Annotated in this window: 11 protein-coding genes; 9 read left to right on the top strand and 2 right to left on the bottom strand. The window is 73.6% G+C overall.

What is annotated here, in order from left to right; all coding sequences use genetic code 11:
* Nucleotides 1-119: 119 nt before the first annotated feature.
* A complete protein-coding gene (locus tag ACZ7MG_RS01855; RefSeq protein ID WP_471385952.1) occupies nt 120-1,778 on the bottom strand; it encodes a thiamine pyrophosphate-binding protein in 1,659 nt (552 codons plus the stop codon).
* Complete coding sequence (locus tag ACZ7MG_RS01850) at nt 1,775-2,560, bottom strand: cyclase family protein (RefSeq protein ID WP_471385954.1); 786 nt, start codon at nt 2,558-2,560, stop codon at nt 1,775-1,777. The genes ACZ7MG_RS01855 and ACZ7MG_RS01850 overlap by 4 nt, the downstream gene beginning before the upstream one ends.
* A 188-nt stretch (nt 2,561-2,748) precedes the next feature.
* Here ACZ7MG_RS01850 and ACZ7MG_RS01845 point away from each other — a divergent pair, with 188 nt between their 5' ends.
* The 9 genes from ACZ7MG_RS01845 to ACZ7MG_RS01805 all read left to right on the top strand — a co-directional run bounded on the left by ACZ7MG_RS01845 (nt 2,749) and on the right by ACZ7MG_RS01805 (nt 13,679).
* Complete coding sequence (locus ACZ7MG_RS01845) at nt 2,749-4,350, top strand: hypothetical protein (protein WP_471385956.1); 1,602 nt, start codon at nt 2,749-2,751, stop codon at nt 4,348-4,350.
* Between the two features lie 55 nt (nt 4,351-4,405).
* The gene (locus tag ACZ7MG_RS01840) at nt 4,406-5,695 is read left to right on the top strand and encodes an AAA family ATPase (RefSeq protein ID WP_471385957.1); all 1,290 of its coding nucleotides are present in this window, start codon (nt 4,406-4,408) and stop codon (nt 5,693-5,695) included.
* Entirely contained in the window at nt 5,692-7,089 is a 1,398-nt protein-coding gene (locus tag ACZ7MG_RS01835; protein WP_471385959.1) for a vWA domain-containing protein, read from the top strand. The genes ACZ7MG_RS01840 and ACZ7MG_RS01835 overlap by 4 nt, the downstream gene beginning before the upstream one ends.
* Nucleotides 7,090-7,271: 182 nt before the next feature.
* A complete protein-coding gene (locus ACZ7MG_RS01830) occupies nt 7,272-8,528 on the top strand; it encodes an ATP-grasp domain-containing protein (protein WP_471385961.1) in 1,257 nt (418 codons plus the stop codon).
* Nucleotides 8,525-9,400, top strand: coding sequence for a Rossmann-like domain-containing protein (locus ACZ7MG_RS01825; RefSeq protein ID WP_471385962.1), 876 nt, complete (start codon nt 8,525-8,527; stop codon nt 9,398-9,400). The genes ACZ7MG_RS01830 and ACZ7MG_RS01825 overlap by 4 nt, the downstream gene beginning before the upstream one ends.
* Nucleotides 9,397-10,509: a PLP-dependent cysteine synthase family protein gene (locus ACZ7MG_RS01820; protein WP_471385964.1), complete on the top strand. Its 1,113-nt coding sequence runs from the start codon at nt 9,397-9,399 to the stop codon at nt 10,507-10,509. Before ACZ7MG_RS01825 ends, ACZ7MG_RS01820 begins: the two co-directional genes overlap by 4 nt.
* On the top strand, nt 10,506-11,636 hold the full coding sequence (locus ACZ7MG_RS01815; RefSeq protein ID WP_471385966.1) for a mandelate racemase/muconate lactonizing enzyme family protein: 1,131 nt from the start codon (nt 10,506-10,508) through the stop codon (nt 11,634-11,636). Before ACZ7MG_RS01820 ends, ACZ7MG_RS01815 begins: the two co-directional genes overlap by 4 nt.
* Nucleotides 11,620-12,891 carry an MFS transporter gene (locus tag ACZ7MG_RS01810; RefSeq protein ID WP_471385968.1) on the top strand — a complete coding sequence of 424 codons (1,272 nt, stop codon included), beginning with the start codon at nt 11,620-11,622 and terminating at the stop codon, nt 12,889-12,891. Before ACZ7MG_RS01815 ends, ACZ7MG_RS01810 begins: the two co-directional genes overlap by 17 nt.
* Complete coding sequence (locus tag ACZ7MG_RS01805; protein WP_471385969.1) at nt 12,888-13,679, top strand: class I SAM-dependent DNA methyltransferase; 792 nt, start codon at nt 12,888-12,890, stop codon at nt 13,677-13,679. The genes ACZ7MG_RS01810 and ACZ7MG_RS01805 overlap by 4 nt, the downstream gene beginning before the upstream one ends.
* The last annotated feature ends 29 nt before the right edge of the window (nt 13,680-13,708 follow it).

The following is a 13,708-nucleotide window of genomic DNA, read 5'->3' as shown; positions in this document are numbered from 1 at the left end:
AAAGGCAGATTCCGGTGAACGGTCCCGTCCACCGCCGCGTTCACTGTTCGACCGTACGCCGGTGCCCTGGGCGTCACCACTTGGGCGCCGGTGCCGCCCGTACACCATGCGTGACCTGGTCAGTGCCCGCGGAACGCCTCCTCCAGCCACCAGGAGCCATGGGCACGGGTGACCTTGGCGTCGAGGAGGAGGGCGGTGGTGCGGGGGCCGGTGAGCCAGTGGCGGAGGGGTTCGAGGTCGGCGGGGGTGCGGACGGTGGCGGCGTCGAGGCCGTAGCCGCGGGCCAGGGCGGCGAGGTCGGTCGGGGGGAAGGTCACCGTGTCGAGGGGGTGGCCGGCGGGGCCGAAGTGGTGGACCTCGGCGCCGTAGGACTCGTCGTCGTAGACGACGATCACCATGGGCAGGCCGAGGCGTCGTACGGTGTCGAGTTCGACGGCGCTCATCAGGAAGCCGCCGTCGCCGAGGGCCGCCACGGGCAGGCGGTCGGGCCGGGCGAGGGCCGCGCCGATGGTGGTGGCGAGGCCGAGGCCGATGGACTGGAAGGCCTGGGTGAAGCAGAAGCCCTGGTGGTCCGGGACCGAGAGGTAGGCGCTGGGGTGCCCCATGAAGTTCCCCGAGTCCACGCCGACCACCCGCTCCGCGGGGAGCAGGTCGTCGAGGGCGATGCTCAGGGTGCGCGGGTCGATCCGCTCCCCGTCACCCTCGTCGTCGTACGGCACGTCCCGCCACCGGGCGCGGGCGGCGAGGGCGGCTTCGGTGGTGGGGGTGCGGTAGCCCCGGGCGAGTACTTCGGTCGTACCGCCGGCGGTGGCCGCGAGGGCGCCGCGGGCCGTCAGTTCCACGTCTCCCGTGACGGCCAGGTGGACCGGGCGGTGGCGGCCCGCCGCGGTGGGGTCGTCGTCGATCTGGACGACGGTGGTGTCGGGGGCGACGAGGGTGCCGTGACGCGTCGTCCACATGTTCAAGGCGCAGCCCCAGCCGACGATCAGGTCGGCGCCCCGGATGAGTTCGGTGGTCAGGGGAGAGGCGAAGCCGCCGGAGATACCGAGGGACCAGGGGCTGTCGTGGAAGAGGCCGTGGGCGACGGCCGAGGTGGCGAGCAGGGCACCGTGCCGGTCGGCGAGGGCGGTGAGCGCGTCGCGGGCACCGGGGGTACGGGCGCCCCGGCCGGCCACGAACACCGGGCGTCGAGACTTCTCCAACTCCCTTGCCACAGCGGCCACTTCGGCAGGGTCAGGAGCGACCGGCACGCGTGCGGGCGGCGGAGCGACGGCGGACGCCGGACCGGCTTCGGGGATCTCCAGGGCCTGCACCTCCAGGGGCAGGTTGAGGAGGACCGTCCGCCGGTCGTGCAGTGCGCGGCGTACGACCTCGCAGGCCTCCCCCACCGCTGTCTCCGCCGACGTCACCCGGGCCGTCTCCGCGCCCACCGCCCGTGCCAGCGCGTCCTGGTCGATGTGGAAGTTGGAGCGCGGCTGGGTGACCTCGGCGGCCAGGACGAGCAGCGGGGTGCGGCTCTTGGCGGCCTCGGCGATGCCGGTGACAGCGTTGGTCAGGCCGGGGCCCTGGTGGACGCTGAGACCGGCGATACCCCCGGTCGTACGGGCGTAGGCGTCGGCCATCGTCGCCGCGCCGCCCTCGTGGCGCGCGGCGACGAAGCGGGCGCCGGCCGCCACCAGCGCGTTGGTCAGATGGAAGTTGCCGGAGCCGACCACGCCGAAGACATGGTCGACACCGGACGCGTACAGGGCCCGGCCGACGGCCTCGGCGACCTTCACGGGCGCTCCACCAGGGCGAGCACCCGCGCGGGCGCCCCCGATCCCGCCACGATCGGCAGGGGCCCGGCGATGACGACGGCGCCGGTCGGGGGCAGTGCGTCCAGGTTGCGGAGCTGGGTCAGGCCGTACTTGTCGTTGCCGAGGAAGTACGAGTGGCAGGGGAACGCCGGGTCGAAGGAGTGCGCGCGTCCGGCGTCGGTGCCGACCGTCTCCACGCCGAGCCCGATCACCGGGGTCTCCTCGGCCACCCAGCGCGCGCACTCCGGTGCCAGACCGGGGGTGTGCGGGCCACCGTCGTCCGCGTTGAGGAACGTCTCCTGGGAGTGGCCGCGGGCGTCCCAGCCGGTGCGCAGGAACAGCCAACCGCCGTCGGGCAGCGGGCCGTTGGCCGCCTCCCAGGCCTTGATGTGGTCCACCTCGACGAGGAAGTCCGGGTCCGCGGCCGACTGTTCGGCGAAGTCGAGCACGGCCACGGGGGCGATCAGCCGTCGCGCCGGTACGGACGCCACGTCATCGAGATCCTTTCCGGTGACCCAGTGGACGGGGGCGTCGAAGTGGGTGCCGGTGTGCTCGCCGCTGCGGAAGTTGTTCCAGTACCAGGCCGGGCCCCGGTCGTCGTACCGGCTGATCTCCTCCAGTTCGAACACCTGCGTCTGGCCGAACTCGGGCGGCAGTTGGATCACGGGCGTCGCCGACGACAGCGGCGAGGTGAGGTCCACGACCTCGATCGCGCCGCTGCGCATCCCGGAGACCAGGGCTGCGAGGACGGACGGCTGGCTCATGGCGGCCTCCGGGGACGGACGATCGACGCGGACGTACCTCTACGGGCCCGTCCAGGGTGTCACCGGGTGCGCACGCGCACCAGATCGAAATAGGGATGCGCGGTCGGCGCGGGCGGCGTTACGATCACCGCGATGACTACTCCTTCCCTTGCCAGATCGGGGGTCTCGTCCGCGCAAGGTGAGTGCTGATGCTCACTGATCAGGCGAACGAGGACTTCCGGCTTTCCTTCTGGGTGCGCGTGCGCGAGTTCGCCGTGCCACCCTCCATGATCGAGACCGCGACCGCCCGCCGTGCCGTCGGCGACTGGGCCGGGGCGTGCGCCGCCGCGGGTATCGACATCGATCTCGACCTGCGTACCGTGTCGAGCGGTCACGGCCGTGAGCTGGCGGCCCAAGTCCGGGACGACCTCCGGCACTTGGCCCCGGATCTGCTGCGCTGGCACATGCCGAGGATCGCTCCCGACGGGCTGCTGCGTCCGGGGCTCACCCTCACGCTGGCCCGGTATCGGGCGGCGGGGCGCGCCGGTCCGTATCCCGTGCACCTCGTGGCCCGGACCCCGCCCGCCTGGGCCGACGCCGGCCAGCGGATCGGCCTCGCGCTGTGGGACGGGTCCCGCGACGGGTCCCACGCCGCGACCGGGGCCCGCGGGCATCCCCACCCTCGCCCCAGCCGCCGGTACCGGCTCGATCTGCATCGGCATCTGTGGGATGCGCGCAGGACGGATGAGCTGCGCGTTCGTTCCGGGGCGGACCGGCCGCCTGGCCTGTGGGCGCCGGGGGCGGGCGGGTCAGGGGCGGGCGAACCGGAGGTACTCCGGCCGGGGCCGGGCTCGCCGCGGTCGTACGACGCCGGGGCGGATCGGCCGGAGTCCGACGATCCGGCTCTGGTGGCCGCCGAGCATGGGTGCGCCGTCGCACGGTGGGCGGACGAGGCCGCGCTCGTGCTGCGCGCCGAGGGACGGTCCACCGGGACCGTTCTCGTACGGTACGGCACCCGACGCCGGCTCCTGCTGGACCTCGGCGCGGACGCGGACACCGACGCCGACATCGACCTCGGCGGCGGCAACGGAGACGGCAGCCGCGACCCCGGCCGCACCGCCACCACCGGCACCACCGGCACCGGCACCGGCACCGGCACCGCCCCAACCCCCTTGCGCATCACGCCCGTTACCGGTGACAACGGTGCACTCGGCTCGCTGCCCGTGCTGCCCGACGCCGCGACCTGGCTGCTGCCCGACCTGGAGCTGATCCGGGCCGGGGCGATCGATGTCGGCCGGCTGCATCCGCTGGTCGCGTCGGCGCTGGTGCCGGACCAGGTGCGGTCGGGCCCGGCCGAGCCGCCGGACCGGGCCGGGCAGCCGCGGCTCGTGGAGTGCCGGGGAGAGCGGCACCGGATCGGCCTGGTCGACGGCGTCCTCGTCGCCCTGGACCATGACCCGGCCCAACTCCGGCGCGAGGAACTGCTGGTCGAGCTGACCGGTACGCCGCTCCCCTGTCTGCGGGCCATCGACGAGGCACACCGTCGCCCGGACTGTCTCTCCGGCGTACGCGAACGCCTGGACCACGGGGACATCGCCGGTGCGCTGGCCGTCGTCGAAGGGCTCCTCGGCCCCGAGGCGGTCCTGCGGGACGGCGCGCTGCGGGACGAGTTGGAGTCGGCGGCTCACCGGCGGATCGCCTACGGCCTGTACCGGGCCGGTCTCACCGATCTCACCCGCGACCGGGTCCGCGCCAACGTGGGACGCCGCCCGTCCCGTCAGCGCCGCCCCCGCGTCGCGACCTTCTTCTGACCGCACCCTCACTCACTCACTTACGCGCCCACTACACACCCCAAGGTGATCACCCATGCCCACATGCACACCGTTCGCCCTGCCCACCACCTTCACCGAAGCCGACAGCCCCGTCGGCCCGGCCGGCCCCGCCTCCCAACTCGACACAGCGGGCGCCCTGTTGACCCTGCTGCGCACCACGACCACCGAACCGCGCCCCGACATCCAGCTGGAGGCGCTGACGCTCGCCGTCGCCGCGGATCTGCCCGTACTGCTGTGGGGTGAGCCGGGGATCGGCAAGACCGCCGCGCTGACCCAGCTCGCCGCCGCCCTGGACCTTCCGCTGACGACCGTGATCGCCAGCGTGCACGAGCCGTCCGACTTCTCGGGGCTGCCGATCGTGGGCGACGACCCGGCCGAGCAAGGAGTGCCGATGGCTCCGCCGGACTGGGCGGTGCGGCTGGTGCGGGCGGGCCGGGGGCTGCTGTTCCTGGACGAGCTGTCGACGGCACCGCCCGCCGTCCAGGCCGCGCTGCTGCGGCTCGTGCTGGAGCGCAGGATCGGCTCGCTCCAACTGCCGCCCGGCGTAAGGATCGTGGCCGCCGCCAACCCGCGCTCCTCGGCGGCCGACGGCTGGGAGCTGAGCCCGCCGCTGGCCAACCGGTTCGTACACCTGCAGTGGACCCACGACCACGAGGTCGTCGTACGGGGTCTCGGCGGGACCTGGCCGCGGGCCACCCTGCCGCGGCTCGCGCCGGATCGGCTGTCGGAGGCGGTGGACTTCGCCCGGCGGGCGGTGTGCACGCTGCTGGCCGCGCGCCCCAAGCTCGTGCATCAGCTGCCCAACAGCGAGACCCGGCGGGGCGGCCCCTGGCCGTCGCCCCGGAGCTGGGAGATGTCGCTGCATCTGATCGCCTTCGCGACCGCCTCCGGTGTCTCGCGCGATGTGCTGTCCCTGCTGGTCAGGGGCACCGTGGGCGACGGTCCGGGCCTTGAGCTGCTGGCGAGTCTGGACCGGCTGGACCTCCCGGATCCCGAGGTGCTGCTCGCCGACCCCGGGGCGGCCGAGCTGCCCCAGCGCGGGGATCTGCGGCAGGCGGTGCTCGACGGCGTGGTCGCGGCGGTCCGGGCGCGCCCGGAGAGGGAACGCTGGGACGCGGCATGGGCCCTGCTGGTCCGGGCGCTGGAGACCGGCGCCCCGGACCTGGTGGTCGTCCCCGCGACGACGCTCGCCTCGCTGCGCCGCGACGACTGGGACGTGCCGGCGGCGATCGAGAACCTCGCCGGAGTCGTCACCCTGTCCCGCCGCGCGGACGAGGCGGCGGCCCGCGCCAAGACAGCGACGAAGACGAGGTCCCGCCGATGAGCACCGACACGGATACGAGCGCGAAGGCGAGCGCCGACACGAGTACGAGCACGGAGGTGGGCGCCGGCACGGACGGGAAGGTGAACGCGGGCCTCGGCCCCGGAGCGGCGGACACGTCGAACACGCCCGGCGCCCCGGGCACCCCGGGCGTGCCCGACACCCCGGGCACGCCGACCCTCGACTACGACAAGCTCTTCGCCGCCCGGCTGCAGGCCGCGCGGGTCCGCCCCTATCTCGCGACGGCGTTGTTCGCGCTGCACCCCGTCGAGTCCCGGCAGGTGCCCACCATGGGAGTGGACCGCTACTGGCGGTGCTATGTCTCCCCCGGCTTCGTGGACCGTACGCCGGTGGAGGAGCTGGCCGGGGTGTGGGTGCACGAGGTGTCGCATCTGCTGCGCGACCATCACGGGCGCAGCGACCGGGTCGCCAAGGAACGCGGGCTGACCGGCCCCGGCGAGCGGCTGCGGATGAACATCGCCGCCGACTGCGAGATCAACGACGACGTGTACGGCGAGGGACTGGTCAAGCCGGAGGGGGTCGTGGAACCGGCGACCCTGAGCCTGCCCACGGGACAGTTGATGGAGAGCTATCTGCGGCAGTTCCAACTGGGGTGGCAGACAGCCGAGTTGGCGTGGCTGGACTGCGGCAGTGGCGCCGACGGCCTGGAGCGTGACTGGGAGTTGGGGCCGGACGGGGCGCACGGGCTGAGCGAGCAGGAGCGGGACGCGGTGCGGTTCCGGGTGGCGCAGGGCATCACCGGCCGCCCGGGGTCCGCTCCCGAGGGCTGGCAGCGCTGGGCGGAGGAGGCGTTCCATCCGCCGCAGCCGTGGCGGGCGCTGCTCGGCGCGGCGGTCCGGTCGGCGGCCTCCGCGCCCGGCGCGGGCGAGGACTACAGCTACGGCCGGCCGTCGCGGCGCTCGGCCGGTGTGCCGGGTGCGGTGCTGCCGAGCCTGCGGCGCCGGCCCCCGCATGTCTCCGTGATCATCGACACCTCCGGGTCGGTGAGTGACGCGGAGCTGGGCAGCGCGCTGCTGGAGGTCGCGGCGATCTCCCGTGCCGTGGGCGGCAGGCGTGACCTCGTCACCGTCGTCCCGTGCGACGCGGCGGCCCGGATCGCCCATCCGCTGTGCCGGGCCGAGGGCATCCCGCTGCTGGGCGGCGGCGGTACGAACCTCCGCGCCGGCTTCGCCAAGGCGCTGCGCAGCCACCCCCGGCCCGATGTCATCGTCGCCCTCACGGACGGCCAGACCCCTTGGCCCAGCTACCGGCCGCCGTGCCGGACCGTGGTGGGCCTGTTCCCCCGGCACCACGAGCGCTCCACCTGGGACGAGGACGACCCTGACTACGTACCGGACTACCCGCCCGACTGGGCTCGTGTGGTGCAGATCGGGTAGGCCGCCCTCGCCTCCGATCCCACCGATTACACCGCTCTCATCGCTCTCTCACCTCACCCACCCCTCCCCCATGACAATGAAAACGATTATCGATAAGGTGCACATGTCAACCCGGGCACCTCCTTGTCGAGGTGTCGTCGGGCTGCCCTGACGCCTGAACGCACCGCACGAAAAGGGGAGCCGTGGCTCATCTGTTGGTGGTCGAGAGCTGGGTCGGATCGATGAGCAGACTGCTCCCACGGGCCATCCGGGAGGGCGGTCACGAGTTCACGTTCCTCACCCGCGACCTGCACCACTATCTGCGCGCGGCCCCCGAGGGCACGGCCCACCCGCTGCTCGGCGCGCGGAACGTCGTCACGGCCGACACCAACGACGTGGACACCCTCCTGCCAGAGGTGGAGCGCCTGCACTCGGTGTTCGGCTTCGACGGGGTGATCTCGTCCTGCGACTACTACCTCCCCACCGTGGCCCGGATCGCCGGGCACCTCGGGCTCCCCGGGCCCGGGCCGGAGGCCGTGGCGGACGCCTGCCGCAAGGACGCCACCCGTCGTGTCCTCGCCGACGCCGATGTGCCCGGCCCCCGTTTCGCCCTCCACGAGGAGTGGGCCGACCTCGCCCGGGCCGCCCGGGAGATCGGCTATCCGCTGGTGGTGAAGCCCGTCGACCTGTGCGCGGGCATGTATGTCCGGCGCGTGGACGACGAGACCGAACTCGCCGCCTCCGTACGGGCGTTGGCTGATTTCCCGCTGAACGCGCGGGGGCAGCGCCGGGTGCCCGCCGTGCTCCTCGAAGAGCTGCTGACCGGGCCCGAGGTGAGCGTCGAGACCGTGTCGTACGCGGGAGCCGTGCGGGTCGTGGGCGTGACCGACAAGAGCGTCGGCGGGGCACCCGCGTTCATCGAGACCGGGCACATGTTCCCCGCCGCCCTGTCGGCCGCCGACGCGGAGGCCGCCGAGCAGACCGCGCTGGGCGCGCTCAAGGCGCTCGGGCTGACCGACGGCGTCGTGGCGCACACCGAGATCAAGCTGACCCCGGCCGGTCCGCGGGTGGTCGAGGTGAACCCCCGGCCCGCCGGGAACCGCATCACCGAACTGGTCCGCCATGTCACGGGTATCGATCTCGCCGCGGCGGCCGTCGAGGTCGCCCTCGGCCGGGAACCCGATCTGCGGCGCCGGGAGACCGGGCTGCGCAGCGCCGCCGTGGGCTTCCTCGTACCGGAGACATCGGGCACCCTCGAAGCGCTGGACGGTGGCCGACTCGCCGATGAAGAGGGCGTGTTGGAGGTACAGTTCGCCGAGCCCGGACGGTCCGTCAGGTCGGCGGGCAGCAACAACGAGTATCTCGGCCATGTCATGGTGGGCGACCCGGCCGGACCGGGCGCGCGTGAGCGGGTCGAGACGCTGGTGGCCGGGCTGCGCTCCGGGCTGGTGATCCGGTGACCGCCGTCGCCCCGGTGGACCGTACGGCGGCCACCACCCCGTACGGGGAACTCTCGTACGCGGAACTGGTGGAGCGCGTCCGGGCGGGGGAACTCGGTCCGGATCCAGGAACGTTGCGGATCGCGGTGGCGTTCGTGACCCGGCAGGCCGTACGGCACGACGGGCGGGGCACCGGCTATCGCAACGAGGTGCTGAGTCTGCGTCTCGCCGGTGCCGTGGGGTCCTGCGCGGTGGAGCCAGGTGCCCTGCCGGACGCGGCGATCGACGACTGTGTGGGCGCCGATGTCGCCCGGCTCCTGGAGCATCCGCTGCTCCCGGTGCGGGTGGCCGCACTGGACGCCTATCTGATGCATGTCGCCCCGCACACACCGGAGCACGGGGCACAGCCCTTCCCGCTGCCGGCCGGTACCTCGCTGGAGAAGTCCCGGGCGCGGGCGCGGGCCGTCGTCGAACTGCTCGACCTGCCCACGGGCGCGACCGTCCTCGTGGTCGGAATCGTCAACTCCCTGCTGGAGGCGCTGCGTTCGCGGGGCTTGCGCTATGTGCCCTGTGATCTCAAGGGCGGGGTCACGGAGTGGGGCGAGGAGATCGTCACCGACGCGCTCTCGGCGGCCGACCGCTGTGACGCGCTGCTGGTCTCCGGGATGACGCTGGGCAACGGCAGCTTCGAGCCGTTGCGGCGGCACGCGCTGGCGCACGGCAGGCAGTTGGTGATGTTCGCGCAGACGGGCAGCGCGGTGCTGCCCCGGTTCCTCGGGCACGGGGTGAGCGCGGTGTGCGCGGAACCGTACCCTTTCTTCTGGCTGGACGCGGGCGCGGGCACGCTGCATCGCTACCACCCGGACGGCCGTGTGTCGGGTGGTAGCCGGTGACCTCGTCGACCGTCGTGCGGCCTGTCGCCCGGCCGGAGTTGCTGTCCCTGGTCGGACGGACGCCGCTCGCGCGCATCACCGCCGATCTGCCCGGTCCGCAGCCGGGGTTCTGGGCCAAGCTGGAGGGGCTCGCGGCGGGTGGGATGAAGGCGCGGGCCGCCGTGTCCATGCTGCTGGGGGCCCGGGAGCGGGGTGAACTGCGGCCCGGAGCCCCGGTGGTGGAGTCGACGTCCGGCACGCTGGGCATCGGCCTGGCGTTCGCGGGACAGGCCCTCGGCCATCCCGTCGTGCTGGTCGGCGACAGCGAACTGGAGCCGTCCATGCGGCAGTTGCTGCGCTCCCACGGCGTACGGCTGGAGCTGGTGGACCGTCCGGCGCCCCGGGGCGGCTGGCAGGCGGCACGGCTCGCGCGGCTGCGGGAGCTGCTGGCCGTGCTGCCGGGGGCGTACTGGCCCGACCAGTACAACAACCCGGACAACACCGCCGGTTACGCCTCGCTCGCGGCCGAACTCGCCGTCCAGCTGGACCACTTGGACATCCTGGTGTGCAGTGTCGGCACCGGCGGTCACAGCGCGGGCGTCATCGGCCCGCTGCGGCGACACTGGCCGGCGCTGCGGCTGATCGGTGTCGACTCCACCGGCTCGACGATCTTCGGCCAGCCGGCCCGGCCACGGCTGATGCGCGGCCTGGGCAGCAGCATCCATCCGCGCAACGTGGCCTACGACGCCTTCGACGAGGTCCACTGGGTCGGCCCGGCGGAGGCCGTCGACAGCTGTCGGCGTCTGGCGCGGGGCAGCTTCGTCAGCGGCGGCTGGAGCACCGGCGCGGTCGCGCTGGTCGCCGCCTGGGCGGCCCGTGTCCACCCGGGCGCCGTCGTCGCCACCGTCTTCCCCGACGGCCCGCACCGCTATCTCGGCAGCGTCTACGACGACGACTTCGCCGCCGCCCACGGCCTCGACCCGGCCTCCGCCGCCGCCCGGCCCGTGGAGATCCCGCATCCCGGGGCGGCCGAGGCCGTCGGCTGGGTGCGCTGCGGCAGGGTCGCCGACCCGCTCACGGTGCCCCGCCCCGCCCCCCACCAGGTTCCCGCTCCGGAAGAGAGACTGTGAAGGTCACCCTGCGCACCGTACGGCTCGAACTCGCCGAGCCGTTGCGCATCTCCCGCTCCACCATGTCCGCGCGCGACGCGGTGTGGCTGACCGTCGAGCACGACGGGCTCACCGGTCACGGCGAGGCCGTCACCAGCGTCTACTACGGGCTCGACACCGACACCCTCGGGCGGCAGTTCGCGGACGTGGCCCGGGACCTCGGACGCTTCCGTGATCCGGAGAGCGCCGCGGAGGCGCTGCGGGAGGGCGATCCGCTCGGTGCCCCCGAGACACCACCGGCCGTGACGGCCGCCGTCGGCGCCGCGCTGCTCGATCTCGTCGGCAAACGGGCGGACAGTCCCGTCCACCGGCTGCTGGGCGCCCCGGCGGCTCCGGTGGCGGCGACCGCCCGGACCATCGGCATCACCTCCCCGGCGCGTGCGGCGGCGGAGGCCCGCCGTCTCGCCGCGAGCGGCTTCGAGATCGTCAAGGTCAAGGCCGGGACGCCCGACCCGGAGGACGACGTGGAGCGCGTCCGGGCCGTCCGGGACGCCGCACCCGGGGTCCGGCTGCTCCTCGACCCCAACGGCGCCTGGGCCCCGCCACAGGCGCAGGCCCTGCTGCCGCGCTTCGCGGAGCTGGGTGTGGAGGCCGTGGAGCAGCCCCTCGCGCCGGGTGATCCGGAGGCGCTGGCCGTGCTCGCCGCACGCTCGCCGCTGCCGGTCGTCGCCGACGAGGACGCGGTGGACCTGGAGGACGTACGGCGGCTGGCGGGCCGGGTGCACGGGGTGAACGTCAAGCTCGCCAAGTGCGGCGGTGTCCGTGCGGCCCTGCGGATCGCCGAGGCGATCGAGGGCAGCGGCACCGACCTGATGCTCGGCTGCCTCACCGCCAGCAGCCTCGGTCTCGCCCCGGCCGTCCATCTCGCCGACCGGGCCCGCTGGGTCGACCTCGACGGCCACCTCCTGCTCGCCGACGACCCATGGACCGGGATCGGCGGCACGGACGGGTTCGTCAGGACAACCGACCTGCCAGGACTGGGAGTTCGGCTCCGCACGGCCCACCGGACGGGCCATGGGACGGGCCATGGGACGGGCCAGCCGACCGATGACGCACCGGGGGAGACAAGCCGTGCAGACGTGGCATGAGATACGCCGCTTCCCGTTCGCCGTCCGCCTCCTGCTGGTCAATCAGCTCGGCGTCAACATCGGCTTCTACCTCCTGATCCCCTACCTCGCGACCCATCTCACCGAGAACCTGGGCATGTCGGCGGCCGTCGTCGGCATCGTCCTGGGCGTCCGCAACCTCAGTCAGCAGGGCCTGTTCATCATCGGCGGCTCCGCCTCGGACCGGCTCGGCGCACGGGGCGTGATCATCGCCGGGTGTGCGCTGCGGACCCTCGGGTTCGCCCTGTTCGCGCTCGGCGACGGGCTGCCGGTGCTGCTGGCCGCGTCGGTGCTCAGCGGGCTCGCCGGGGCGCTGTTCAACCCGGCGGTGCGGGCGTATCTGGCGCAGGAGTCCGGGGAACGCAAGGCGGAGGCGTTCGCGCTGTTCAACGTCTTCGCGACGACGGGTGCGCTGATCGGGCCGCTGCTGGGCAGTGTCCTGCTGCTCGTGGACTTCCGGACCTCGGCGCTCACCGCCGCCGGGATCTTCGCGGTCCTCACCGTCGCCCAGGCCCTCGTCCTGCCCGCGCGGACGGTCGAGCCGAGCGGCGGCGGGGTCCTCGGGGACTGGCGTGAGGTGCTCGGGAACCGGGCCTTCCTCGCGTTCGCGCTCGCCATGGTCGGCATGTTCACCCTGGAGAACCAGCTCTATCTGCTGCTGCCGGCCGGGGCCCGGGAGGCCACCGGCTGGGACGGCGCCGCCGGTCTCGTCTTCCTCGTCGGCACCCTCGCCAACCTCGCGCTCCAGCTCCGTATCACCAAGGCGCTCAAGTCGCGCGGCCACAGGGCCCGTTGGATCGCACTGGGCCTCGCCGTGACGGCTCTGGCGTTCCTGCCCCCGGCCCTGGGGGCGGGGTTCGGCGCCTCCGGCCCGCTCGCCGCCGTTCCCGTCCTGCTCGGCGCGCTGCTCCTCTACCTGGGCCTCATGATCGCGTCACCGTTCGTGATGGAGCTGATCCCCCGCTTCGGCCGCCCCGAGCTGACCGGCACCTACTTCGGCATCTTCTACGTCGTCTCGGGCGTCGCCGCGGCCCTCGGCAACACCCTTGTCGGGTGGGCCATGGACGCCGGGGAGCGCGGCGGGCACGCCTGGCTGCCCTGGGTGTGCTGCGCCCTGGTCGGGCTGCTCTCGGCCGCGGGCATCGGCCGGCTCCACCGGCGGGGCGCGCTGCCCTCGGACCCGACGGCCGCCGTCCCCGCCACTCCCGCCACCCCCGCCGAGAAGAGCGGCGCATGACGAACGCCAACCTCCTCACCGACAACCCCGAGCTGTACGAGGCCCGCTTCCCCGACACCGAGCGGCTGGCCGGGCGCTGGGCCGAGGACTGTCTGCGGCGCCACGGGGCCGGACCCCGGGTCCTGGACATGGGCTGCGGCACCGGACGCGACGCCGCCCATCTGCACGGCGCCGGCCGTACCGTGACGGGGGCCGACCTCTCCGCGGCGATGCTCGCCCACGCACAGGTCCGGCACCCCGGCCCGTCGTACGTACGGGCGGACCTGCACGGCTTCGACCTGGGCCGGGCGGCGTTCGACGCGGTCGTCTGCCTGGACAGCTCCCTGCTGTACTGCCACACCAACGCCCAGCTCGACGGTTTCCTCGCCTCCTGCCGCCAAGCCCTGCCACCCGGTGGGCTGTTGGTGGCGGAGATTCGCAACGGCGCCTATTTCCTGGGCCGTACGGACCTGCTCGACACCCCGGCCGTCCACACCTTCGTCTGGCGGGGCACCACCCACCGGTCCACCACCATCCTCACCGTGGACCGCACGGCCCAACTCCTGCGCCGTACACGGCTCTGGACCTACGACGACGGCGCACCGCCCGTCGAACAGCGGTCCGCCTGGCGGCTGTTGTTCCCGCAGGAGCTGCGGCACGTCCTCACCACGCACGGCTTCGAGGTGCTGGAGCTGCACGACGGGCCCGGCCCGCGAACCGAACCACCGTGGGAGGAAGGGCGGTTGCCCGGCGACACGACGGACGCGGACCGGCTGCACGTCGTCGCACGACTCACCTCGGCCCGCTGACCCACCCCTCATCCCCATCCATCCAAGGA

The organism is Streptomyces sp. NPDC107538 (assembly GCF_055657445.1).
Note: the sequence above shows the minus strand (reverse complement) of the source record. Positions and strands in the feature narration are given on the sequence as shown.